18 protein-coding genes and 2 other RNA genes are annotated in these 26872 nt (G+C 31.8%); 5 read left to right on the forward strand and 15 right to left on the reverse strand.

Going from position 1 to position 26872, the window contains the following annotated elements; all coding sequences use genetic code 11:
- Positions 1 to 252 precede the first annotated feature (252 nt).
- The 3 genes from WAF17_RS03955 (at position 253) to WAF17_RS03965 (ending at position 5603) form a co-directional block, all read left to right on the forward strand.
- Positions 253 to 3861 (forward strand): Eco57I restriction-modification methylase domain-containing protein, encoded by a 3609-nt coding sequence (locus tag WAF17_RS03955; RefSeq protein WP_338766516.1) that lies wholly within the window; start codon positions 253 to 255, stop codon positions 3859 to 3861.
- A gap of 420 nt (positions 3862 to 4281) precedes the next feature.
- Positions 4282 to 4770 (forward strand): hypothetical protein, encoded by a 489-nt coding sequence (locus tag WAF17_RS03960; RefSeq protein WP_338766518.1) that lies wholly within the window; start codon positions 4282 to 4284, stop codon positions 4768 to 4770.
- 539 nt (positions 4771 to 5309) lie between these two features.
- On the forward strand, positions 5310 to 5603 hold the full coding sequence (locus WAF17_RS03965) for a hypothetical protein (protein ID WP_338766520.1): 294 nt from the start codon (positions 5310 to 5312) through the stop codon (positions 5601 to 5603).
- A gap of 268 nt (positions 5604 to 5871) precedes the next feature.
- Here WAF17_RS03965 and WAF17_RS03970 read toward each other — a convergent pair whose 3' ends face one another.
- The 6 genes from WAF17_RS03970 to WAF17_RS03995 all read right to left on the reverse strand — a co-directional run bounded on the left by WAF17_RS03970 (position 5872) and on the right by WAF17_RS03995 (position 12265).
- Positions 5872 to 7971 (reverse strand): BatA domain-containing protein, encoded by a 2100-nt coding sequence (locus WAF17_RS03970; RefSeq protein ID WP_338766521.1) that lies wholly within the window; start codon positions 7969 to 7971, stop codon positions 5872 to 5874.
- Between the two features lie 159 nt (positions 7972 to 8130).
- Positions 8131 to 9066: a right-handed parallel beta-helix repeat-containing protein gene (locus WAF17_RS03975; protein WP_338766524.1), complete on the reverse strand. Its 936-nt coding sequence runs from the start codon at positions 9064 to 9066 to the stop codon at positions 8131 to 8133.
- A 125-nt stretch (positions 9067 to 9191) separates the two neighbouring features.
- Positions 9192 to 10196, reverse strand: coding sequence for a tetratricopeptide repeat protein (locus tag WAF17_RS03980; RefSeq protein ID WP_338766526.1), 1005 nt, complete (start codon positions 10194 to 10196; stop codon positions 9192 to 9194).
- Between the two features lie 137 nt (positions 10197 to 10333).
- Positions 10334 to 10428, reverse strand: an RNA gene (gene ffs, locus WAF17_RS03985) — signal recognition particle sRNA small type.
- Positions 10429 to 10672: 244 nt separating this feature from the next.
- Positions 10673 to 10767, reverse strand: an RNA gene (gene ffs, locus WAF17_RS03990) — signal recognition particle sRNA small type.
- Positions 10768 to 10921: 154 nt separating this feature from the next.
- Complete coding sequence (locus tag WAF17_RS03995; protein ID WP_338766528.1) at positions 10922 to 12265, reverse strand: metallophosphoesterase; 1344 nt, start codon at positions 12263 to 12265, stop codon at positions 10922 to 10924.
- A gap of 393 nt (positions 12266 to 12658) precedes the next feature.
- Between WAF17_RS03995 and WAF17_RS04000 the strand changes: the two genes are divergently transcribed.
- Positions 12659 to 14875: a tetratricopeptide repeat protein gene (locus WAF17_RS04000; RefSeq protein ID WP_338766530.1), complete on the forward strand. Its 2217-nt coding sequence runs from the start codon at positions 12659 to 12661 to the stop codon at positions 14873 to 14875.
- Positions 14876 to 14965: 90 nt separating this feature from the next.
- Here WAF17_RS04000 and WAF17_RS04005 read toward each other — a convergent pair whose 3' ends face one another.
- From WAF17_RS04005 to WAF17_RS04020, 4 genes are all read right to left on the reverse strand, one after another.
- Positions 14966 to 15985, reverse strand: a complete 1020-nt coding sequence (locus WAF17_RS04005; protein ID WP_338766533.1) for an aldo/keto reductase — start codon at positions 15983 to 15985, stop codon at positions 14966 to 14968.
- 136 nt (positions 15986 to 16121) lie between these two features.
- Positions 16122 to 17633 carry an AAA family ATPase gene (locus tag WAF17_RS04010; protein WP_338766536.1) on the reverse strand — a complete coding sequence of 504 codons (1512 nt, stop codon included), beginning with the start codon at positions 17631 to 17633 and terminating at the stop codon, positions 16122 to 16124.
- A 175-nt stretch (positions 17634 to 17808) separates the two neighbouring features.
- Positions 17809 to 18657, reverse strand: coding sequence for a hypothetical protein (locus WAF17_RS04015; protein WP_338766539.1), 849 nt, complete (start codon positions 18655 to 18657; stop codon positions 17809 to 17811).
- A gap of 484 nt (positions 18658 to 19141) precedes the next feature.
- Positions 19142 to 21193, reverse strand: coding sequence for a SpoIIE family protein phosphatase (locus tag WAF17_RS04020; RefSeq protein ID WP_338766542.1), 2052 nt, complete (start codon positions 21191 to 21193; stop codon positions 19142 to 19144).
- A 664-nt stretch (positions 21194 to 21857) separates the two neighbouring features.
- Between WAF17_RS04020 and WAF17_RS04025 the strand changes: the two genes are divergently transcribed.
- On the forward strand, positions 21858 to 22580 hold the full coding sequence (locus WAF17_RS04025; protein WP_338766545.1) for a M24 family metallopeptidase: 723 nt from the start codon (positions 21858 to 21860) through the stop codon (positions 22578 to 22580).
- A gap of 24 nt (positions 22581 to 22604) precedes the next feature.
- Here WAF17_RS04025 and WAF17_RS04030 read toward each other — a convergent pair whose 3' ends face one another.
- The 5 genes from WAF17_RS04030 to WAF17_RS04050 form a co-directional block, all read right to left on the reverse strand.
- A complete protein-coding gene (locus WAF17_RS04030) occupies positions 22605 to 23021 on the reverse strand; it encodes a hypothetical protein (RefSeq protein ID WP_338766548.1) in 417 nt (138 codons plus the stop codon).
- Positions 23018 to 23632, reverse strand: coding sequence for an aminodeoxychorismate/anthranilate synthase component II (locus WAF17_RS04035; protein WP_338766551.1), 615 nt, complete (start codon positions 23630 to 23632; stop codon positions 23018 to 23020). Before WAF17_RS04035 ends, WAF17_RS04030 begins: the two co-directional genes overlap by 4 nt.
- 227 nt (positions 23633 to 23859) lie before the next feature.
- Positions 23860 to 24561: a lipoyl(octanoyl) transferase LipB gene (lipB, locus tag WAF17_RS04040; protein ID WP_338766554.1), complete on the reverse strand. Its 702-nt coding sequence runs from the start codon at positions 24559 to 24561 to the stop codon at positions 23860 to 23862.
- Between the two features lie 65 nt (positions 24562 to 24626).
- Positions 24627 to 25631 (reverse strand): bifunctional phosphoglucose/phosphomannose isomerase, encoded by a 1005-nt coding sequence (locus WAF17_RS04045; protein WP_338766556.1) that lies wholly within the window; start codon positions 25629 to 25631, stop codon positions 24627 to 24629.
- 174 nt (positions 25632 to 25805) lie between these two features.
- On the reverse strand, positions 25806 to 26870 hold the full coding sequence (locus WAF17_RS04050; protein WP_338766558.1) for a glycosyltransferase family 9 protein: 1065 nt from the start codon (positions 26868 to 26870) through the stop codon (positions 25806 to 25808).
- Positions 26871 to 26872: the final 2 nt, after the last annotated feature.

Raw genomic sequence — 26872 nt, forward strand, 5'->3', positions numbered from 1 at the left:
TCATCGGTAAAGATACCAAAAATAGCGTTGATTTTATTCTTTATAAAGTAATTCAACTACAAACGGTCTGCTCTACGAGACTGACCTAAATAGAAATATCATAATGAGCATTTTTAAATAACTTTGTTACTATGCTAAAAGTATTTTTTTAAAATTTCTTTTTTTATATACAAAATGTATCTTTGAGAAAACATACTTCTATCATTTATAACCTCGTTTGACGGCGAAGTCTCAACGACGGTTGCAAAGCCTATGAAATTCTCAAAACAAACACCTGCCCAATCGCTCAATCAAGCTTACAGAAAAGAACACGTCGAAATAAAGGAATTCGAAAAGTTCAGAGTTGCGTTAGAAAAGCTGCTTGATGAAATGGAAAAACAGCGAGAAGAAAACACAAAAGTCTTGATGTCAGACTTTTTGAAAGATGCCTATTACAAAAATCTTCACGCCATCAATCCAGCCGTTGATGTAGATACCGTTATTCATCATCAAGACACGCAAAAAAGCCCTGTCGGAGTGATGATAGAAAACAAAAAACCGAATAGTAGCGAGTTTGTAAGCACCGAAAATCTCAATAAAAAATCGTTTCAACAGCTCATTTTTTATTATCTCAAGGAGCGAATAGAAAATAAAAATACGGAAGTAAAAAGGCTCATTATTACCGATGTCTATGAGTGGTTTGTTTTTGATGAAACAGAGTTTGATAAAGTATTTTATCAGAATAAAGGACTTGTCAAAAAATATAAAGATGCTATAAGAGATAAGAAAAGCACAAAACATTTTTACGAAGAAATTGCACAGCATTTTATTGCTAATTCTGAACAGGAAATTACCTACACGCATTTTGATTTAAGAGAGTATCAAAAAGAACTAGAGAATTTCAAAATCAATCTTGATAAAAAAGGAAAAGAACAAGACGAAGAAACAGACCCAAAAGCGCAAAAAGAAGAGAAAAAACTCATTCATCTCTACAAAATCTTGTCGCCTGTTCATCTGCTCAAAAAGCCATTTGCTAATGATTCTAATTCCCTCAATAAAGATTTTTATAATGAACTCTTGCACATTTTGGGGCTAGAAGAAGTAAAAGAGAAAAACAAGAAAGTCATCAAAAGGAAAAATGAAAAAGATAGAGAAATTGGTTCTTTTTTGGAAAATGCGCTCTCAAAACTAGAACGAAAGCGACCAGAACGAATAGAAAATTATAAATCCTATGGAGAGAACGATGCCGAAAGAGTAGAAAATATCGCACTAGAACTCTGCATTACGTGGACAAATCGAATTCTTTTTCTCAAACTCTTGGAAGCGCAACTTCTGCAATATCACAAAGCAGAGAAAAAACCAGTTCGCCAAAAATATAAGTTTTTGAATATCCAAACGATAGAAGATTTCAATGTCCTTGATGATTTATTTTTTGGAGTATTGGCAAAAAAGCCAAAAGAAAGAAGAGAGTATTTAAACGATTTTGCTCATATTCCTTATCTGAATAGTTCGCTTTTTGAGGAAACAAGCCTAGAAAGTGAAACTGTAAATGCAAGTCATCTTTCGGATAATGCAGAACTTACTTTGTATTCCAAAACAGTTTTGAAAAATGATGATGGAGTTCGCAGGACTGGAAAAGAAACACCTTTGAGTTATCTGTTTCAGTTTTTAGATGCCTATAATTTTAGCTCAGAAGGAACAGAGGAAATACGAAAAGATAAGAAAACGCTCATTAATGCTTCTGTTTTGGGGCTTATCTTTGAAAAAATCAACGGCTACAAAGACGGTTCGTTCTACACGCCAAGTTTTATTACGATGTATATGTGTCGCCAAACGCTGCGTAGGGCTGTCGTTCAGAAGTTTTCGGAAGAATATAAAATGGAGTTTGAAAATTTTGAGGATTTGCAGGAGTTTTTGCAACCTCAATATAAATCGGCTGACAAACTCAAAAACAATAAAATATTTGATTCGCTCAAAATTTGCGACCCTGCTGTCGGTTCGGGACACTTTTTGGTTTCTGCGCTCAACGAACTCATCGTTATAAAATCCGAATTGGGTATTTTGGCTGATGAAACTGGAAAAGGTCTGCCTGTTGAGATTCGTATAGAAAATGATGAACTTTTTGCCTTCGAAACTGCCAACGATTTTTTTGAATATCAGATTGCAAATAAGCAAAGCCAAACAATACAAAAAACGCTATTTCACGAAAAACAAAAACTGATAGAAAACTGCCTTTTTGGTGTCGATATTAATCCAAATTCTGTCAAAATATGTCGTTTGCGTCTTTGGATTGAGCTTCTGAAAAATGCTTATTATACTGGGGAAAGTAATTTTGAAGACCTTGAAACGCTGCCAAATATTGACATAAATATCAAGACTGGAAACTCGCTGATAAGTCGTTTTGATTTGGATGCTGATATTAGCAAAGCTCTCAAAAAAAGCAAGTGGTCGATAGATTCGTACCGTGTGGCTGTTCAGACGTATAGAAATGCGACGAGCAAAGAACAGAAATACGAAATGGAAAAGCTCATCGATACCATAAAAACAGATTTTAGAAGTGAGATAAGCAAGAAAGACCCAAAAGTTTTATCCTTATCAAAAAAATCGGCTGAACTACAAACACTACTTACACAAACTTCCGTTTTCGAACTCTCAAAAGCAGAACAGAAAGCAAAAGACAAAAAAATAGAAAAGCTAAAAAAGGAAGTCTTGAAGCTAAACACAGAAATTGAAGATATAAAAAGCAATAAAATCTATCAAAATGCTTTTGAATGGCGTTTTGAGTTTCCAGAAGTATTAGATGACAAAGGAAATTTTATTGGATTTGATGTCGTGATTGGGAATCCTCCTTATGGTGTAAAAGTGGAACAAGAAAAAGAACACTATAAAATTAACTCAAATGAAAGTGCTATTTTATTTATTCAACTAGCAAAACTTATCTTAAAAAATAAAGGGGTTCATGCATTTATTGTTCCTAAGCCTCTTATATACGCAACCACTTGGAAAGATATAAGAAGTGATATATTTGATGAAATATACATGCTAGGAGATTGTAGTAGAGCTTGGAAAGAAGTTTTACTAGAAGCTATAATATATGTAATGATTAAAGATAGCAAACAAGACAAATATTTAAACTTTATTGCAACAGAAGAAACCATATCAATTCAAGATTATATTTCAAAAAAAGATTGTGTTTATTTTGATTTTCTACTAAATGATGTAGATAAAGAAGAATTGGATTTGGCTTATAAAATCAGTTTAAATAGAGACGTAATTGATAAATATTGTAGCAGTAATTGGGGAGATACTTTTTATAAAAAAGTAGAGGAAAAGGGTGAGGTAACAGTTTTAGCTGGTGCTAATATTCAACCTTTTTATATAAGAGGAGAAAAAGGATTTATTCCAAAACAATTAAAAATATCTCCTAAAGCTGATATTTTGCCTAATTCTATTCTTCTTCAAAGAATAATAGCTCATATAACTAGACCTAATAATCATATAAGAATTACAGGAACAATAGCAGAAAATTTGGATTCTAAGATTCTAAATACAGTACAACAATTAACTTTTACACCAGACTTAAACAATAAATTCGCACTTGGATTAATGACATCTAAAATGATTAATTGGTTTGCTTATAGATTTATATTTGCAAAAGCTATTAGAACATTCCAATTTAGTTCAAGTATTTTCTCAAAAATCCCTATTGTTAGAAATAAAGAAATAGAAAAAGCAATCATAGAAAAAGTATCTCAAATCCTGTCTCTAAAAAAAGCAAATCCATCAGCCGACACGAGTGCGCTAGAAAGTGAGATTGATGTTTTGGTGTATGCGTTGTATGGACTTAGTGAAGAGGAGATTTCAGTTATTAGTGAGCAGTAATTGGTTTTAAACTAAGGGTCTTCGAAGACCCTTAGGGTTTTGGAATAATTGTTTTTTAGTCCTCAACGACGGCAGAGCCTCGTTGACAGTTGGCAAATCAACCGTCGTTGAGGCGTTGCCGTCAACGAGGATTGAATAAACCTTTGTTAGTAGTTTTTTGGTAATCCAAAATAACTCTATCTTTTATTTTGTTTAAGTCTGTACCTAAGGTCTGACTTGGACAAAATAAGCCTTTTTAAACTACAAATGCTTATTTTAAACTGGTCAGACTTTCAGTACAGACCAATTTAAAACACAAGACAATTTTAAAAAAAAAGGAAAGTGCAAAAATTGTCAAACAACCAATTTTTTTTTTATAAATATGCAATAATGTAATTTGTAGATACTCAACTTCATACAATATATTAACCGTTATCACTTATGAAAAATATCTTATTACCCAATTCAAATTTTACGATAGAAACCTCTCTTACTTCCTCTCAAATACTAGAAAGAATAGAAAAAGAAGTAAATGCTGAAATAGTACCTCTTAAAATTGCATTTACATCTTTCAAAGAATTTGCTTTTAATCACTCCGACCAAACCTTCACACTCAAAAGACAACTCGTATCTAAATCTCCAATACAAAAAGTTGAAGGCAAACTAATTGAAGAAAAAACAGGCACAAAAGTACAAATAGTAATAAGTGTTACTGATTTAACAAAACTCTTTATGCTGGTTTGGTTTGCTATTTTTATTCTTGCTCTGTGTGTTTCCTTTGTAATTTCTGAAAAAACACTACTAAAATATGATTCTTTATACTACACAAGTATAGCCTATATCATTTTTCCTATCTCTTTATTGATGACTTATTTACGTATTTATGTTTTTAAAAGAGAAGTAATACGTATTTTGAAAGGAGTAAAGTAATATTTGATAAGGTACTTCTCATCTTGCTAGTTGGGAAATAATATATTTATTGTGTTATTGTCAGTGTTCACACCGACAATGGCAGCCGTTGTTGGTGTCCCCACCAACGACAAATAGCTATCTTTTTACAATAAAAAAAGTAACTGAAATCTTATCGCTAAAAAAATCAACTCCTAGTGCAGTTTTAAACCCTAAGGGTCTTCGAAGACCCTTAGGGTTTTGGAATAATTGTTTTTTAATCCTCAACGACGGCAGAGCCTCGTTGACGGTTGGGAAAATAGAATTTCAAACCGTCGTTGAGGCGTTGCCGTCAAGGAGGATGAAATGTTCCTAAGAAAGAAAAATTCAAAAATTATCATACAATCATAATACTTTCAACAGATTTTTAATTTATTTCTAAAAAATAATTTAGACCTCAAATCCTTTACGTTCTACGCTTCTATATTTGTAGTATAGAAAGAGGATAAAGAAAGACAATTTGTCTAGCCAACCTCTTTATCTTAACTACAAAATAATATTAATCTTAAATATCTAGAAGTATGAGTAAGCTACAAAGAATCGCAAAAGCTATCGAACGTGAAGCAGACTACCGTAAAGAACGTGTACTTTTATTTTGGAAAAAGAAATACAAAAATATGTGTATTGGGGTAACTGCAAACCCAGTCGCTATGAAAAGAGAACTCGGCAAACCTAAGACGTGGATTTGTTGGGAAGCAACATCAGAAGAAGAAGCTCAAAAAATAGCTAATTATTTTGCCAAAAAAGGAATGAGATGGGAATATCAAGAACCTTCTCAAAGTGTATGGAAATCATTATACGTATATGTTGTATAATAATAATAGGTAGTTTATTGAAAGCGAAAGCAAACTTGGGTTGAGAATAGCTTTTTATTAGTAACTGATATTACACAAAGATAAAATTTCTACAAATTTATCATATAACGAAACTCACGATTTTAATTGTGGGAAAACAGGCTGTTTTGCTTTCCCATAACTAAAGTTATGGGTTTCATTTTTTTTAATTGCAACATCAGTTAGTAACTAAAATAGTTGATAAAAAGCTAATATAACCCTTTACTCAAAGGCTCAAATTTCATTATCATTAATCTGAAGCTCTACTAAAAACTCTAGCCAAAACTACTTCCACAAAAACAGCGACCAAAGCAGCAACAATAAAATATCTCCAAAGAGGAATAGTTGAATTTTTTTCTTTAAAAGTTGTGGCAAAATCTTTCGCATCTTCTCCATCTAGTGAAAAAACCTGAACATTTGAGTTCTCTGCCCACGCTGTTGTGAGTTCTTCCTTCGTATGAAAATCTAAATAAGATTCTTTTCTTGAATAATTGAAAGCTAATAAAGTTTCTACCTTCCCAGTTTGTTTATTACGAAGCTGATAAACACCTGCTTTCAGAGAAGAACGAGGAATTTCAAAAATGATTTTATTTCCAGAAATACGTTGAGCAGGAATAACTCCATTCATTGCTTGAGCATTGTTAGAGCTTTGATTTGCAGAAACTAACTCAAAAACACTATTTTTTTGAAGCGAATCTAAAGACAAGATAGCTGTTTGTTCCTCCAAATTATAAGCTAGTAAATCAGCTTGGGACAAACTACTTAGCGCAATTTTGTACATTGTGGGAACAAAAAGAGCATGTTTTCCAAATCCACTCCAATTATTTCCTAAAGGCGCAGCACAAACAAAAACATTTCCCTCTGCTGTCTGTTGGCGCATCAAGAATGGCTGCCCGTTTCTAAATTTTAGAATAGACTGCCCAGAAGATAAGCCAGACCAAGTAGAAGTTGCGACAGGCATAGACATAGAAGGCGAAATTTGCTCAAAAACACCTTCAAAGAATGGTTCATTTTCAGAAGGAGGCAAAAGAGCCAAACCAACTCCAGCTTCTGCATTTATTCCACGAACAGAAATTCCTAAGGCAGAATTAAAATCTGTAGGTTTTGAGTTAGGAGCAGGAAAAACCAAAACATTTCCACCACTAGAAAGAAATTTTCTCAATGCTCTCTGTAAGGCTTCATCAATCGAAGAAATCCCTTCCAAAACTACCAAATCTGTATTTTGCAGTACATTATAATCTAAATTTTGAGTAGAAGTAGCTGAAAAAATAAAGAAATCTGCATTTGTAAAGACGTTCTTTATATAAGTTTGCGCCTCACTTTGCCTTTCAAATATATTTAGAATATTTATCTTTGGTGCAATTCTGAGCGTAAAAAAGTAATCATTATCAAACAAAACTGGATAATCTTCGATACTTATTTTGGCTGAAACTGTTCCTGTTGTTTTGGTTACAGAAAAGTTCATCTCTATTTCCTTCGAACTCTGCGCTGCCAAACTTACTACACTTGCCGAAACTTGATTATCATCTATAAAAAGCTGTAAACTTTTATTTTCAATAGCTTCTGTTCCCAAATTTCTGACACGAATAGTTATATTTTGTGGCGTATTAGGCTGTACGAATGGATTATCTAGCCAAACTGAATCAATGAGCAAAGTAGAGGTTTTTGTTGGAGAAACTGGCAAAACATAGTAATTATAAGCTGAATCAAATACTAGTTTATTAAGGTTTGGAAGATTATTTTTTTGAAAATCTGAAATCCAAAATATATGTCCTCCGTTTCCATTACTTTGATTTGATTTTGCTTCAAAAGTGCGAAGTTGTTTCTTATAAATTTCTTCAATATTGCGATTAATTCCACTAAAATCAATAGTAGAGAGTTTGTCTGATATATTCGTTTTTGGATAGAAAAAATTAGTATTTCCTTCAAAAGAATTATCTAAAAGTTGAAAAGTAGCCGATTTTGGAAAAAGCTCTGGAATCGTTTGTGCATAGGTCGCTCCCAAATCTAAAAGTCGTTTGTTGTCTTGTTCGTTTTGAAGGCTAAACGAATTATCTAAATAAATTGAAATTTGCTGACTAGCAGAAAGAGAAGAGGAATCTGCATTTTGAGAAGGCAAAATAGGACGTGCAAAAGCTAATACTAACAGTCCAATAAATGCCATACGAGTAAGCATTATCAAGATATGTTTCAAACGATTTCTTGATTTAGAAACCTGCTGAACTTCTTTTAAAAATTCGACATTGGTAAATAATACTTTTTTCGGACGTTGAAAGTTGAAAAGATGGATAATTATGGGAATAATCATCAAAGACAAAGCCCAAAGAAGAGAAGGATTGAGAAATTGCATATATTTTTACTAAAACCCTAAGGGTCTTCAGAGACCCTTAGGGTTTGAAACAAACTTTTAGGATAAAATTAAAAACGAATTTACATAATTATTCATTAACCATTTCCTATAAAACTATAAAACTGCTTTATTCCAGTTAAAGGTAAGCTAATTAAGCTACTATTTTTTAAACTTTCCTTTCGTAAAATCATTATGATTAACTTCTGTATTTTTGAGTATCAAAGATTTTTCGTCATTACAAAGATAATCTGCTGCATTTGCTTCTACAAAACAGCCTTCTAATGCAATTTTGCTAGATTCAGTTACTTTGAATACCGAATAATCTGAATAAGAAGTAGATTCTGAAGTGCGATTTTTTTCAAAAAAACAATTTTTAAAACTCACATTAGAACAACTTGTAATGTTTACCAAATCATATTCTTTATTGTCTTCAAAAACACAATTCTCAAAACGAATATTCTTTGAACCTGTAAGCGTCATGATAGAATAGGTACAACTTCTAATAAATGAGTTTGTACAAACCAAATTTGTTACATTATCAGTCGTAATTCCTTCAATTCCACTTCCATACATAATTGTATTTTTGATATAAAAATTCTTTGTATTTTCTATTTTGAAAACGCCACCAACACAAGAACCTTTACTTGCTCCATGTCCTGCATCTACATTTTCAATAGTTACATTATCACAATTATTAAAAGCAATTACATTTCCATAGTCTGGTTTTGTGTACAAACGAACAGGATTTTTGCCCAAACCTATAATTTTGAAGTTTTTAACATCGTGAATAAGTAATTCATACCCATCATAGACTTCTCTAAAATTATAATTTTCACTTGAATTATTTGGATTTGCTACATCAGAAATATAAAAAGAATGCCCTTTGAGTTGAATAGTTGTATTCGAAGCAATCGCATCTAAAAACTGCTGTGTAGTTGTAACCGTAACTATTTTAGGTTTTTGAGCAGTCTGAGAGATTACAGCTCCTTTTTTTAGCTTTTTATCTTGATTAGGGGCAACTTGTGCGATTGACTGACCAGAAAATAATATGATAAAAGCTATCAGAAAAAACTTGATTGAATATTGAGTATTCATAATAATAAAGATTTGTAGTGAAAGTAAATGTATTGAAACCTATTCTACTCTAAATTTACGCAATAAACTAACCCTTTTTCCAAAAATTTAAACTTTTATCTTTTTTGAAAGCTATTTCGTATTTCTTAATTTGTACACTTTTCTTGCTTGAGTTCTTCCATTTCAGTTCCAAACATTTTTGTAAATCCTAACTCTAGCCCTTTTTCTATATATTGACAACCTTCTTCTTTCTTACCTAAATCAAAAGAAATTAAAGCTAAATGTTTGTAAACATAGCTGTTAGTAGGCATTTCTTCCAAAGAAGCCAAAACTTCCCCTAGTCCTTCTTCTGTATTTCCTAACTTGTGTTTTACATATCCTATATGTCCTTTTGAGTAAACAGCTAACTCTTTTCTTAACTCCTCATCTTGATATAACTTAGTTAGTTTCAAGGCTTCTTTAGCTACGATTAATGATTGTTGATAATCTCCTTTTTGCAACAAAATTTCTGATTGAGTAGATAAAGGAATATAAGACTCTACACCTATTTCTAATGCTTCTTCAATACTCTCTTGCGCTTTTTCGTACTGCTTTAACTCCATATAAACTAATGCTCTTCCACTTAAATTAAGAACTTTAGAGAAAGGTGGTATTTTAAGGCTTAAAAGATAATCATAAGTTTCTATTGCTTTTCTATACTCTTTCAATCTCAAATATGATTTAGCTTTTCCTGCTAATGCAAGTTCATCATTTGGTTCATTTTTTAAGTAAAAGTCATAGTCAGAAATTGCTTTTCTATGTTCTCCATTTAGATGATAAATAGTAGCTCTATATTTATGACTTTCTGCATTATTTGGGTTAATATTTATGGCATTACTCAATGCTTTCTCAGCTTCTTCTTCTTTGCCAAGAAAATATAAACCAACGCCTTTTATTCTCCAAGCTATATCATTTTTAGGATTAAAATCTAAAACCTTATCACTATAATAAATTGCACTGTCATAGTTTCTATTATTGTAAAACTCAACAGTCTTACTGATGTATTCTTCTTGCTCTTCATTTAGCTTCTGAGCCTGTGAACAAGATAAAATAGTTAGACAAATAGATATAAAAAATATCAACTTTGAAAATGTACAAAATAAAATATTCATTACAGATGAGATTTTAATCAAAAATTAAATAACAAAAAAAAGCATTTCCAAACTAAATTAGAAATGCTTTTTATAATAGGATAGAATTGTATAATTTTTATGTATAACAATTCAAGAATGTCTTGTATTCTTAATAAGAAAATGTAGCCGACAATACACCGCTCAACCATCTACCCTTGCTGCCTTCCGACCCTGGGGGAGTTCAACAGGAGCTAGTCACGCCGACCACGATGCAAAGGTACTATTTTTTCTTGGAGATGCAAGTAAAAAAGATTTATTTTTTCTATTATTTTTTATCTTTTCAGTAACTACTTAAAAATCATTGAGTTATAAACACTATTTTATTGAAAATATTAAAGCTAAATAAATCAATACATTGAAATAAAAAAAGGCATTTCTAAATCAGCTTAAAACTTGATTTAAAAATGCCTTTTGAATATCTTATGTTTTTTAAAAACTCTCAAATAGAATTTATAAAAAATGTAGTCAGCAATACACCGCTCAACCACCTACCCTTGCTGCCTTCCGACCCTGGGGGAGTTCAGCAGGAGCTAGTCACGCTGACTACGATGCAAAGGTACGAATCTTTCTTAGACATGCAATAGATTAATGAAAATTTTTGAAGAAATTTTAGATAAAACAGGCTTCAAATTTTGAGTTCTGATTTAAGTTCTTTATTTTCAAGGTTTTGTATAAAATTTTCTATCAAAAGAATTGTGCTAATTTTAGGCTGATTTTAGTTCTAAGACCGTAATTTCAGGCAAAATCCCAATTCTACCAGGGTAGCCCAAATAACCAAAGCCACGATTGACATACAAATATTGGTTTTCGTGCTTGTATAAATCTGCCCATTGCTCATACATGTATTTTACTGGACTCCATTTAAAAACTTCTGTATCAATACCAAACTGCATTCCGTGTGTGTGTCCTGCCAATGTTAAATCAATATCATTAAAGGCTCGTTTTTTAATACCAGCTTTATCAAAACTCTCTGTGTAAAGATTTGACTTTGAACCATTTACTTGTGCATCCCAATGACTAGGGTCGTGAGAAAGTAAAATTTTGACAGGCGCATCTTGCGTTCCTTGATAGGCTTTCTCTAAATCGCCATGACGAGCAAAATTTCCCTTTGCACCCCAATTTTCTATTCCAATAATAGCAATTTTTTCATTATTGGTTTCTAAGAAGTGATTTTCATTCATTAGTAATTTCCAACCCATTCTACCATGTGTTTGCTTCAAGTCTTCTAAGTTTTTGCGTTTGGCTGCTGGTGATTCCCAACGCACATAATCACCATAATCATGATTTCCTAAGACAGAATAAACACCCATTGGAGCTTTGAGCCTACTAAAAATATCTTGATAATCCTTCATTTCAGTTGCCATATTATTTACAAGGTCGCCAGTAAAGAAAATTACATCAGGTTTTTGTTTCATTATCAAATCAATTCCACCCTCAACAGCTTTCTTATTAAAAAAACTTCCTGAATGAACATCTGAAATCTGAACCATTTTTATTCCATCAAAAGCCTTTGGAAGATTTGGCAAAACGATTGTTTTTTTTCTGACTGTATAATCATGCGCTCCTGAGACAATTCCCCAACTAAGCGTAACCAAAGGAGTTGCCATTGCGACAACACCAGCTTTCATCAAAAACTCTGAACGAGGAATTTTGTCTGCTCCCTCTTTTATTTCTTCTGAACTTTGAGCTGTCGTTCCTATTACGTCAGAAATAGAAGAAGGATTTATTTTATGATATATCCACGTAAAAAGACGAATTACATCATCAATAATTAAGAATAAAGCACCAAAGATTTTGGAGATATAGAGCATAAACGCCCAAGTCAGTAAAAACTGTCTGAACGTATAAGGAATTTGGTCAGCAGGAAAGAAGTTATAGACTATAATTCCTCCAAGCGTAAGAAAATTTACTCCCCAATAAATAAAATGAATCGTTCGGCGAGTGGTTTCAGAAGAAGAAAGAGTAAGCGTTTTGATGAGTTGAAAAATATAAACATCTAATAAAAGAAGTATAATAACAAAAACCAATGAGAATAATTGTCGGTTCATAAGAAGTAAGAGAGTGGAAAATAAAATATAAAAAAGGCGTTTCTTAGCTTATTTTTAGCTTGAAAATATGAATATGTGATTTATTTCGACGAGTAAATTGAAAAAGCCGATTGATAAATTCTTTTTGGTAAACGAATTGAACTTTGTTTGGTTAGCTTTACGAAGCTATTTAATAAGAATTAAACACTATTTAACTTCATTATTAAATTCTAACTTATTTGTAATCATAATAGGGTTGGTTTATGTACTTAATTAATTCTTAATTATTTCGTTTTCTGTTTAGGAAAATCAATATCTATCTATTATTTTTAAATATTATTGAGTTAAATAGGCTATAAAAAATAATCATATAGTTTAAAATAGAATAATCTAATTGTTTAATATAAATTTTTGATGAAAAAACGTTCTACCTTTCTTTTATCTCTTCAAAAATTCACTCGTTATTTAGGTAGAGAGTGGCTTTCCAGTCTTATCTTTCAACGTATTTTTCTAGTTGTTTTTGCAATTGGTATTTATGCAAATACCTTCACGCACGAATATGCAACAGAAGGTTCTCGTTTGCTTTCTCAGAGTGATATGGCACATAAAGGCTTGGGAGTAGATGGAATTATGAATATCTTCAAACAGGATAGTTATGCAGAAGTAAATGATAGACAAGCCAAATTTATTCCTGCCAATGAACATTATCAGCCTGTTACGTTACTTACGTTTGCTATTGAATATACGCTCTTTGGAGAAAGCCCACATATAAGTCATATCATAAATGTACTTTTATATGCACTTACAGGAATGCTTTTGTTATCTGTTCTGAATCGGATTTTTGCTGGTTATTTGGAAGAACGACCTCGCAAGATTCTAGCTTTTGTAGCTACTGTTATTTTTATTGCCCATCCTGTTCATACCGAAATTGTAGCAAGTATAAAAGGTCGTAATGAACTTCTTTCTTTTTTATGGCTACTTCTGATGACTTATTTATTGCTTCGCACAGCTTTTGCTAGAGGAGCGATTCGTTTTGTTTATCTTCCGTTAGTTGCAATATCATTTTTCTTGGCTCTCTTGACAGAAGAGACAGCAATTTCTTTTATGTTTATTTTGCCTTTAATTCTCTATTATTTTATACCACTCAGAAAAGTAGATATTTTTGTTTTAGCAATTCCAATTCTATTTACGGCATTTGGTTATTGGCAACTTAGGGAGTTTTTTACAAAAGATATAGAACAAGCACATTTGATGCACAGTATTTTGAATAATCCATTTGCAAACGCTGATTTATCTCAAAAGATAAGTACACTCATTTTTGCTTTTGCTAAGTATATTGAACTTCTTATTGCTCCTATTAATCTTTCTCATGATTATTCTTTTAATCAGATTACACTTAAAGAATGGACAGATATTCGTGTAGTCATGACATTTTTGGGAATTGTTGGAGCAGGTGTTATTTCAGTTGCTAATATCAGAAAAAAGGGAATTTATACTTTTACTTATTTTTACTTTATAGGTTATCTATTATTTATTTATGTAACTGAATTTTTAATCAATCCTGATGAATTTGTCTTCCTCTCTCCTGGTACTATCATTTCAGAAAGGTTGCTCTACTTACCTTCTTTAGCCTTTTGTATTGCTACTGCTTTTGGGCTTTATGATTTATTCGGTTGGTTTGTGGCAAATAAAAAAGGAGCTGCAAGGTGGGTTTATACTTATACTTTTGTAGGAACTTCTTTAGTTTTGATTCTTTATAGCATCAAAACAATTGTTAGAAATGAATCTTGGAAAAACGATATGACATTAATGAAAGCTGATGTCAATAACTCGCCTAATAGTGTTCGTCTTCGTTATATGCTCGGTAGGAGTTATATTATAGAAGCTGACAGTACAGTTTCATTTAGGCAAAAGAAAAGGTATTTAGAAAAAGCAGCTGACCAACTTAGAAAAGCCGTTACGATACACCCAAGTTATGCTGATGCAATTGCACTTTTAGGAACAGTTTATACCGATTTGGGGCAAGAAGACAAAGCAGGACGTTACTACAAAAGAGCCATCCAAATTAATCCACAATCTATTGTAACACAAGAAGAATATGGAAAAATGTGTTTGATTAATGGGGATTATCATCAAGCTGTGGAATGTTTTAAGCAATGGGGAATTTTAGAAATGAATCCAAAAGCATTTTTATATTTAGGGCAAACCTATGAGTTTTTGGAAGAGCCTGATTCTGCTACGGCAGCTTATGGTTTGGTTGTTTCTTTTAATAATAGCGATTATAATGAAGTTGTCGGAGATGCCTATTACAGAATGGCAAATATTTATGTAAATGAAAGCTTGAACGATTCGACAAAGAATAAAACAAAAGATGCTGTTGGTTTGTATATGAAAGCTGTCAGTAAAAACAAACGTAATTTAGATGCTTATCTTAAATTAAGTAACCTGTATGAAGCCGAAGGAAAAGTAACCAAAGCAATTTATACACTTGAAGGAGCAATTATTTACTTTCCAAAATCAGAGGAATTATACAGAACAATAGCTAGATTGTACGGAATAGAGAAAGATAAAGAAAAGCAACAACTTTATATAAAACAGGCTGATTCTGTTTCATCATTGGATGGAAGATAAAGAAATCAAAAAAACCATAGAATTGATTTTCTAAAGTCAATTCTATGGATATATATTTGGATATTGTAGAAGTTTGAAGATTTAAACCTTTTATCGAATGATTTTATCCTTATTATCTCCAAAAATAAGATTTTGAGCATTATCAGATTTCAAAAACTTATGAGGAAATCCCAAGTCAATTTTACTTACTTTATGTAATTCTTCTAAGTTATCGTTTGATAGTTCAACCTTCAAACAACCCAAAGAATCTTCTAATTGATTTACGTTTCGGCTTCCAATAATTGGAATAACTTTCGAATCTTGTGCTTTGAGCCACGCTAATGCAACTTGAGCAGGAGAAACACCTAAGTTTTTAGCAATTTCTACTACTTTTTTGGCAATTTTGAGATTATGTTCGTTGTATTTTACACTTTCAGATGAAAGACGACCTCCTTCAATCATTTTTTCATTATACTTTCCTGTCAAAATGCCAGAACCCAACGGACTCCAAGGCGTAATGGCAAGGTCAAAATCATTAGCCATCGGAATCAAATCTCTTTCAACAGTACGTTCAATCAAACTCCATTCAATCTGTAAACCAACAAATTGCGACCAACCTCTAAAGTGAGCCAATGTATTTGCCTTCGAAACTACCCAAGCAGGAGTATCAGAAATTCCGATATAATGAACTTTTCCACTACTAATAAGGTCGTCAAGTCCACGCATGACTTCTTCTTCTTGTGTTGTTCCATCCCACATATGCACCCAAAGTAAATCTATATAGTCAGTATTCAAGCGTTTCAAACTTGCTTCTACCGAACGCATCATATTTTTACGATGATTTCCTGCACCGTTTGGGTCTTTTTTATTTTCATAAAGCGTATATTTTGTAGCCAAAACGAAATAATCTCTTTCAGAATGAATAAACTCACCTACATATTTTTCACTTGTTCCTTCTGTGTAACGATTGGCTGTGTCCAAAAAATTTCCTCCTGCATTAGCGAAGGTTTCGAACATTTTTTTACTTGTTTCTTTGTCTGCACCATTTCCCCATTCTTCGCCAAAAGTCATTGTACCTAAGCAAAGTTCTGAAACACGCAAACCACTTTTTCCAAAAAGTTTGTAATTCATAGTTTTTATATTTTATTAATCAAAAATCGTTAATTAGTTGTTGATGTCGCTACGATAAAACACCAACAACGGCAAAAAATGTATTCTCTAATTCCCATGTCCTAATTCCTAGCTTCCATGTCCTAATTCCCAATTCCTAGTATTCATCATCATCTCCTTCTTCTGGCATTGAGAACATTGAACTAAATAAATCTTTAAAAACCATTCCGTTTGCCAAAACATTTTTATTTAAAGCAGAGTATTCAGCCAAACCATGTAACAAAAATTCCATCAAAAATAGCTTTTCATCGCCTTTTGCTTTTGGATGTTTTAGGGTTACGATTTTTTCTAATAAAGGAACTTGCTTCAATTGCTTTTCATATTCTTTCTGTGAAGCATCATTCATAATATCAACTGTATTTCCGTCTCCAAACCATTTTAGCATCATATAATACGTACCATCTTCTTTGAGTTTCTTTTGTTTTTCTGGGTCTGGAAAAAATTGTAAAAATTGCTCACGAATAGATTTGTTTATCAAACTTTCAGCTACAATACCTGCACCTTCTTGTTCGCCTTCATATACCAATTCTATTTTACCAGCGATGGCAGGAACAACACCTCTAAAATCACTCATTCTGACAGAAGTCGATTTTTCGTTATTGATAAGCATTCTACGTTCGGCAGCAGAAACCAAATTTTCATATGCTGAAATTGTCAAACGAGCCGAAACTCCACTTTTTTCATCTACATATTCACTATCTCGTGCTACAAAAGAAATTTGCTCTACCAAATCAGTTGCTATTTCTCCTACTTTAATTTTCTCTTTTTGTGCTTTAGCAAGACTAGATTCTTGATGCGTAATTTTTTTACTAATCTCTAAAGTAGTTGGATAATGCGTAATAATCTGACTTCCAATTCTATCTTTTAGAGGTGTTACAATGCTTCCACGATTGGTATAATCTTCTGGATTGGCAGTAAAGACAAACTGAATATCTAAAGGAAGACGCAATTTGAAACCACGAATCTGAATATCTCCCTCTTGTAAAATATTAAAAAGTGCAACCTGTATTCTTGCTTGAAGGTCTGGAAGTTCGTTTATTACAAAAATACAACGGTGAGAACGTGGAATAAGACCAAAATTAATAACTCGTTCATCAGAATAATTCAATTTTAAATTAGCTGCACGAATAGGATCGACATCGCCAATCAAATCTGAAACAGTTACATCAGGAGTTGCTAATTTTTCTGTATAGCGTTCATTTCTATGAAGCCATTCAATTTCTGTATTGTCTCCTTTTTCTGCAATTAAATCTTTTGCAAAACGAGAAAGAGGACTAAGAGGGTCATCGTTGAGTTCAGAACCTTTGACAACAGGAATATATTCGTCTAAAAGACCCACCATCAAACGAGCAATACGTGTTTTTGCCTGTCCACGAAGCCCCAAAAGGTTGATATTATGACGTGAAAGAATGGCTCTTTCTATGTCAGGAATAACGGTTTGTTCGTAGCCATAAATTCCTTCAAATGGATTACCATTATTTTGTAAGCTATGGATTAGATTATCTCTTAATTCTTCTTTAATAGATTTTGGTTGATATCCTGCATTTTTGAGGTCTTGAATTGTTTTGAGTTCTAAAAGTTGGTTGCTTTTGAGTTCGTTGTAAGCCATATATTTTGAGAAAATATTTTTATGGAAAAGTAATTATAATTCTTGCTTTGAGACTTTAAGAACGATTCGTTTGAAAAATAGTTTAGACAAAATTTTACACAAAAAAGCCTATCAAAAATTAATTTGATAGGTTTTTCTATTTTTATCTTATAATGATAAATACTTGATTTGAAGATTACTTTACAAATCCACTACGGATACCGTTCAATAATGCACCAAGTTCTGATGCATGTTTGTCAGACATTGTAAAAGTAGTAGTAGAGGTACTTTTAGTTACAGGACCATCTTCAGTAATTACAGTTTCTGTTTTTCCTTCAGTAGTTACTTCTTTTACATTGCGATATACTTTCTGCACTTCTTTAAGCTGTGCAATAAGGGAGTTAAATTTAGGCTGCGTTTTGTGTGCATCTAAAGCCATCATAAGACGGTCAAGAACTAACTTTTGCTCTGCCAAACGCTCTTTCAATTTAGCATTCTTTGTTTTTTTGTGCATATCAGCAAGTAAATGAGTAGATTCAATCCAGCCACCTGTTACAAACAAAACGCTCAAGTGTTCACGCTTTTCAGTTTGAAGCTGCTCATTAATGTCTTGTAAGTTACGAGTAGAACTACGGATAAGCTCCTCTAAGTTATCACTATTAGAAGTAAGGTCTTTCAATGTTTCAGCGTCAAAGAATTGTCCAATATTAAGACCATTTGCTAGTTCTTTGATAGCAGAAAGATAATCTAATACATCTTGGTTTTTGTTGTAGATACTTGCAAAACCTAAGTCTGTTCCGTAAATACCTAAATTGAGCGCACGTTCATAACTGTCTGTGTATTTACTTGCAGAAGAAGAATTAGCAAGTTCACTTTTTACATACTCTGTACCAGTTTCTTTAATAAGAGTGGTAAGTTCTAATGGGTTTGGAATAGATTCGATGATTGATTTAATAAAATCATCTTTTGGACTCATGTTCATTGTTGCAGCAGTGCTGAACATCAAGAAAATAACGCCTACAATACCAGCATATACTTTTGTCATAATGGCTATACAGTTTTAGAGTTTAGAATAAAGATTATTTTTGGAATTAACTTATTTTGTTAAAAAAAGCTAAACTAATTTAGAATATTGAATATTATATTTTTGATATATTTTAATAATATATTAAATTATTTAAAGATATATACAGAGAATATACAAATACATTACCAACTTTCTATATTAATTGAGAAACTACTTGAAAAATGTAAAAATAACTATTTCTTTTTAGTTTGTTTCTAGCTTTTCTTAAAACTATTTATCATTCAAAGGTTAGTTGATAAATAGTGTTTTGTGAGTTTTACTAAATTAAATTTTTAAAGTTATTAGCTATAATACAACTGTCTTGCCAAATAGCAATTTTATTGAAAAAGGTGTGAAATATTCTTTATATTAAAGATGTAATAAGCTTTATTATCGATAAACTGCTTGTAAGAAGGCATTAAATTTATAAAAGAATCAGACTAATATACGCCAATTATTTTTTTTACATCTCCAAACCTGAACTTGTTACTCTTACACCCAGTACGATAATATCATCTGTTTGTTTTTGATCAGAAATTTTACTCCAAGCCATTACTTCTTTATCTAATCTTTCCATTTGTTGTTTCATGGGTTGCTGATGAATTTCTTTTAATAAGTTTTTAAAACGCTTACTAGAAAAAATACGTCCTAGTTCTCCTCCAAATTGGTCTTTATAGCCATCAGAAAAAAGATAAAAAACATCATCTTTTTGAAGTTGAATTTCGTGTGTGGTAAGTTGTAGGTTTGTAAGTTTTCTTTTCTTACGAATTTTACTTACTCCCCCTAAAGAAGCTCTATCTGCTTTTATTTCAGTAAACTCTCCATTTCTAAAGAAATATAAAGAACGATGCGCTCCTGAGTATTTCATTTTGAGTGTATCTAATTCAACCGTACAAAAGGCGATTTCCATTCCATCTTGACTATTTTCAGAGTGTTCGTCTTGATGCAGCACTTTTCTAATATCATAATCTACTTCTTCCAAAACGATAGCAGGTTCTATTTGTCCTCCAATGGTTACTACGGTTGTGAGTAGGTTATTTCCAAGCATAGACATAAAACCTCCTGGTACTCCGTGTCCTGTACAATCTCCAACGGCAAACATTAAATGACGTTTTCCATCTCGTACAATCTCATCAAACCAGTAAAAATCACCTGAAACTATATCACGAGGTTTGTAAAGAACAAAAGACTCAGGAAAGTATTTATTAAAAATATCATGTTCTGGTAGCGTCGAACGCTGAATGCGCTCTGCATAATGAATACTTGAAGTAATAGATTTATTTTGTTTCTCAATTTCCTTAAAAGCCTCTCCGAGCGCACTATTCTGCATCTCAATTTGGTCTTTTGAAAGTTCAATTTCTACTTTTTGTTCATTAATCTGTACATATTTTGATTCTATACGCTCATTTATGGCAGCAAGTTCGATGTTGAGTTCGTCTTGTTCTCTCATTTTAGCTTTTAACTTGTTTGCCATTTGTCCGAAACTCTGTGCTAGTTTTCCTATTTCGTCTCGTGTTTTGATGTTTGGAACGGCTTCTAGATTTCCCTCTCCCATTTTCTTTGCAGATGCTGTAAGACTCAAAATAGGTTTGGCAAACAGACGAGCTACTACAAAAGCAATTCCCGAACCTAACAAAATAACAATTCCTAACATGATTCCTATACTTCTACGCAAATCATAAATAGGCTCGTAAACCACATCTTTAGGCAGAGCAATCAGAAGAATCCAATTATTACCAGCATAACTCAAATATCCTGTTTCTAATGTATAAAAGTAGATTTTATCTCCAAAAACATGATATTTCTCTTTATCATTTTCTGCAAAGTAGGTTAGTTGTTTCATATCGTAATACTTTTCCTTTAATACTCCATCAGGATTAGTATTCGAATATAATATTGTTCCTTCTTTATCTAAAAGATTAATATCTGCATTTCTCATAAGTGAATCAGTAGCCATAGATTCTTCAAAAATACTATTAATCCAAGATAAATCTGCACGTGTAACGACTGTACCTACACGTGTTCCCATATCATTTCTGACAACAGCAGCAAAGTGCATTACAGGAATTTGAAGTGAGGCAGAAGGCGAAATATCCATCGTTACTTCTTGTTGTCCTTGGTCTATTTTTTCCCAATAGGTGGTAAGGTCGTGTGTTTTGCCAATATTTAAGTTGCGAGAATCAGCTAAACGAAGGCGAGTAGGGTCAAAAAATGAAATACTTTTATACATTCCATTTTTGAGTTGAAGTTCTTTAATACGGTCAGTTAGCTCTGCTTGACTAATAGACTCATCTGCAAGAATTGGGTCTTGAGAAAGTTGCTGAATATCTGTAACACGCTCATAAATAAAACGGTCGATATTACCGATAGCAAATGAGGATTGTTTTTCAATACGTGCTGTAATTTGTCTTTCTAAGGTCTCTCTTGATTCCATATCTACAAAGTAGAAAACAGTTCCTCCTGTAAAAGCAACCATAAAGAGACAAAGTAGTACAAGTTTTATATATATATTCATTATTCAAAAAGGCAATATAATATCAATTTTTGGACGGATTATTCTATGTTACAAAACCAAACGATATAAAACGATAAAAAATAACATTTTATTATGATTTGATAGAATTAATAAATAATTCTGAATCATATTTTATTTTTTTCTAGTTTTAGTTGAGTTAAGCAAATGACTATGCAATATGCGTATTTTTTCTTTAAAAACACAAGGAATTTTACAAAAATAGCGTTTTCGCAATCACTAAGAAACAATTACGAATTAAAAATTACGGATTACGGATGTAAACATCTAATCTCATACTACTAGACAAAAATACTTGACCTCCCTAAATCCCTCCCAAGGAGGGACTTTGAATAGGCTTTTCTCCCATCCTATTTGGAGGTCAAAGAAAAATGTCTAGTAGTATGCATCAAACTATCAATCAATTATAAAAATGAAAGTATCAATTTAATTTTTATTCCTAATCATACAACTTCACAGTAGTTTTCAAAGGTTCTTTAAAGAAGTAATAGCTTCTTATTTTTGATTAATATAATGAATATTCGTGCCTATTCCCTAAAAAAACACAGTTTTTATACTAAAGGGTTCTATTTTTCGCTTAATTAGCGTATTTTTAGCATTAATAGAAAAAGAAATTCATTTTTATTTCAAAAAACACCTTCATTTTATGTCTATTCCTACTCAAAATATATCTAAAACGCCATTAGAATCACTCATTGAAGCTGAAAAGAAAGCGATTCAATTATTCTCTGAGATAGAAAAACGAAAACTAATAAAAACAGGAAAGTCAGAAGAAGAGCTAAGTCAAGAAATTTATGAGTTAGCAAATGAGATGTTTGGCACTACTCGCCATTGGCATACACGTATCGTGAGGGCAGGAATAAATACGCTATTGCCTTACTATGAAAACCCACCTTTGTTGAGATTACAAGAAGATGATATTTTGTTTTTGGACTTAGGTCCTATTTTTCAAGAATGGGAAGCTGATTTGGGCAGAACATACGTAATTGGAAATAATCCGAAGAAACTCAAACTCAAAAATGATGTAGAAAATATTTGGGATGAGTGCAGAAACTGGTATTTAGAGCAAGTAGAAAAAGGAAATGAAATCACAGGCGCAGAGCTTTATCAAAAGGCAACTGAAATGGCAAATGCTGCTGGTTGGGAGTTTGGAGGAGAAATAGCTGGGCATATTGTTGGGCAATTTCCACACGAAAAACTAGAACAAGAAGATAAGACACTTTATATCCATCCAGAAAATCATTCTTCTATGTTGAGCAAAGACAAAGACGGAAATATTAGAAATTTTATACTAGAAATTCATTTAGTAGATAGAGAATTAGGAATTGGTGGGTTTTATGAGCAACTTTTGACAAACAGTTATCAGTAAACAGCTATCAGTTGAATGCAGTTTTTATTTTTTGAATAATGATTTGATTTTTCTTACTATTCTGGATAAAGGAGAGCCAAATTTTCTGTATTGTAATTCGTCTTTCCTTGCTTTTTCTAATTGAATTATCTGTTCGTGATTTTCTCCAAATGCACTATGTTTCATGTAAATGACAAAATATTCATTTCGTTTAGCTGGGTAAGAGCATAAAGCATCGCTATCCCATTTTTGTTGATAAACAGAAAGCATAACATGGCTCACAAGTGAATATTTAGATGTATGATTATCATACTTCCGTATCAAACCATTAAATTCAATTAGCATTTTATGAGAAATATCAACATTTTCTCTTGTAATGGTAGGATTATTTTCAAAAAAATCTATTATTTCATAAATCCGTTTGGCTTCTTCTTGATTTACTTTATCAATTAAATATTTCATTTTGCACTCATTTTTTCTTTGATTATTCTTTTAGTTTTAGTCAAAGAAAGCCAATTTTCTAACATTTGCAAACCGTATTCTGTCAAAGCAGCTTCTGGATGAAATTGAATTGCTTTTATGGGAAGTGTTATATGAGAAAATGCCATTAACTCTCCTTTTTCTGTGTAAGCTGTTGGATATAATAATGGTGTATGTTTTTCTAAGTCTATGAGTAGGGAATGATAGTGAACAACTTCTATTTTTGAAGGCATATTTTGAAAAAGTAAATCCGTTTTGGAATCTACTTTACATTCAATTTTTGAAACTTTACCATGCATTGGTTTTTCTGCATAAATTAGCTTTGCTCCAAAATAAATACCTAATGCTTGATGTCCTAAACAAACTCCCAAAATAGGTAACTTTTGATGATAATAATCAATTACTTCCATCATAACACCTGCATCTTGAGGCTTTCCAAATCCAGGGGAAAGTATAACTCCTGTAAAATTATATTTTTGAAGCTCTTTTAAAGAAGTATCATTTCTAAATACTTTACATTCTACTCCCAAATGCTGCACATAATCCCATAAATTATAAGTAAAAGAATCAAAATTATCTAGGAGTAAAATCAAGTGATTAGTGATTAGTGATTAGTGATTAGTGATTAGTGATTAGTGATTAGTGATTAGTGATTAGTGATTAGTGATTAGTGATTAGTGATTAGTGATTAGTGATTAGTGATTAGTGATTAGTGATTAGTGATTAGTGATTAGTGAGAAACTGCGTTTCAATTCGTTTTAGTATAAAATAAGGCTTTTTAATGAGAAAAATTCGTAATTAGCTTCACTGACTTTCAGTTCTAAACAATTTTCACGTTAAATCTTTCTTCAAACTGTTCTTTTACTCGCTGTTCTACTTCTTTCATTTCTATTTTTTTTCCTAATTCTTTTTCTAGTGAAGTTACGCCTTTGTCTTTTATTCCACACGGAATTATTAAATCAAAATATGATAAATCTGTATTTACATTGAGCGCAAAGCCATGCATCGTTATCCATCTACTCGCACGAATTCCGATAGCACAAATTTTTCTTGGGTTTTCTGATGTTGGGTCTATCCAAACACCTGTTAGTCCTTCTACTCTTCCAGCATCTAAATCATAAGTTTGCATTGTTTGAATAATTACTTCTTCTAACTCCCTAAAGTACCAATGCAAATCTTGTTTGAAGTTCATCAAATCCAAAATAGGATAACCTACCAGTTGCTCTAAACCGTGAAAAGTAACATCTCCACCTCTATTTATTTCAAAATATTCAATTCCTTTTTGATTTAATTCTTCTTTGGAAAGTAAAAGATTATCTATCGAACCAGCCTTTCCCATCGTAAAGACAGGGTTATGCTCACAGAAAAGAAGGTAATTAGGTGTTGGAAGTTGTTCGTTCTTTTGTTCTAAGCTTCTGTTTTGTTTTTTTACATCAAAAATTCTATCAAAAACTTCTTGTTGATAATCCCACGCTTTTTGATAAGATAGCGTTCCTAAATGTTCGAGTGAAACAATTTGCATTAGTAATAAATTTAACCGTCATTAATTTTCAAATAAAACTATCAATAATGATTTGATAATTATACTTATTCTTGTAGAGAAGATTTTAAATAATTAATTACTTCTACTGGAAAAGGATCTACTCCGTTTTCTTCTGCTAAATAATAGGATACCCAATCTGTAAGATAGATTAAATAAAATATTTGTTCTAAAAATGAGTTTCCTTTTGCTGAAATATGGGTAATAGAATCTGTATGCTTATTAAAAATAGTTTCACAAATTTCCATTCTTCTGCTTACTCTTTCGTGGTCGTAGTCTGAATGGAAAAGTAGAATATGTGTCTTTGATAAGATTTCTTTTGGCATGTGCCAACCTACTAGTTCATTATGATTCATTTCTGGAAAAACAGCCACATGACAAAGTTGCTTTGCATTTTCGTTAATTTGTTGTTGAAAACGAATAAGCATAGGTTCTAAAATTGCATCTGCATATAAAATTGGAAACTTATCCTTCAAAGAGACTGCTAATTGTTTTGCTTCTGTTTTTATTTCTTCATTATTAGTATTCAAACTAGCAACAGTTTCTTGTATTTCTTTTTCAAAATCTATTTCTACCAGTCCATAATGATTTAAAAGCAATAATAAAGAGGTGGCAGAGTATGCCAAGTGAGCTCTTGGACAAGCAGCTAATGCCTTCAAAGGAACTAAATCAAACCCCTTTTGATTTGCAATTTTTTCTACTTTTCCACCTGAAGTAATACAAGCTATATATGCTCCTTTTCTCTGTGCTTCTTCTAAAGAAGCTAAGGTTTCTTCTGTATTTCCAGAAAATGATGAAGCAATAAAAAGTGTATTTTCGTTGATATAACTTGGTAAATTATATGTTTTACAAACTTGGTAAGGTATGTTTAATAAACTACGAGTAAGTGTTTGTACTAAATTCCCTCCGATTCCAGAACCTCCCAAGCCTACGACTACTATATTAGTTATTTTTCTATCTGTCTTATCAAACGAAGAAAGTGAAAGTTTTTGAAAATCTGAATAAGCATCTTCTAACTGTTGAGGAAAGCTAGAAATTAATTCGTTCATCATAATTTTATTTTATTATCTATTTTAATCTATTTTAGCTATTTTAAATTTTCTTAGAAGCTTTTACTTTTTGCTGTTACTAACTCAATTTGCTTTGAATCGGAGCAAAAACAAAAATGTAAAAATAAGTAATTTTAAATTACAAAATTGTCTTTTTATTAAAAAAATCAATAACTTTTATGGAATCCAAAAATCGAATATTATATCATTCATACACTTAAAATGACCTTTAGGACAGGCATTAAAGCCAATTTTTGAACAAGGGCGACAATCAATTTTGTTATTTTCAAAAATTACAAATTGTGTTTTGTAAGGATACATACCCAAAGAAGGTGTAGTATTTCCCCAAATAGAGTATATTTTTTTCTTAAAAGCTGCTGCAATATGCATTAACCCAGTATCGTGCGAAAAAACTACTGTTGATTGTTTGAGTAAAGAGGCTGACTGCCCTAGAGTAAGTTTGCCACAGGCATCAAAAATACGTGTTTTTTTTCCTAGCTTTTCAATGGCTTCTTGTGATTCGAAGGTATCTCTATTTTTTTCAAAAAAGTCAAAAATAGCTTGTCCATTTTCGGCATCTTCTTTTCCTCCTAATAAAATAATAGGTTTGTTTATTTTATCACAAAGCTCAATCATCCTCTTTAAAGGTAGTTTTTTGGTGTTATGCGCTCCTCCAATAGCAAAGGCAATATATCCTTTTTGATGTGATTTTGGTAACCAGTTTAATTCAAAATGGTCTTCCTCGCCTAAAAAATAATCTAATCCTACGGCTTCTTTATTTCTATCATTTTGTTTCTCGTCTTCTTCTAACGTAATACCTAAAGGTTTGATTGTATTCATATATCTTTCTACAATATGAATATTAGGCATTTTATTTTTTTTGAGATTGACGTATATCCACTTTTCAACATTGAGCTTTTTGAAAGTATAGGATTTAGCACTTAACCTAAGCTTTATAATACTAGTTCTTAGGTTTTTGTGTAAATCAACAATTATATCAAAATTTTCTTTTTTCAAACTAGAAATAAAATCAGAAATCGTTTGTTCTTTTTGAAGTAAATGAATTTTATCTAAATAAGGATTATTCTTCAAAACCATTCCAAAACTAGCTTTTGTAGCATAGTGCAGTTCTAACTCCTCATTATGAAGAGAAGAAAACTGCATTTTTAAGCAGCGAATAACAGGTGTAGTTAAGACAATATCTCCAATAGAAGAAAAACGAAGAATAAGGATTTTTTTCAATG

It is taken from the genome of Bernardetia sp. ABR2-2B, from assembly GCF_037126435.1.
Lineage (GTDB): Bacteria > Bacteroidota > Bacteroidia > Cytophagales > Bernardetiaceae > Bernardetia.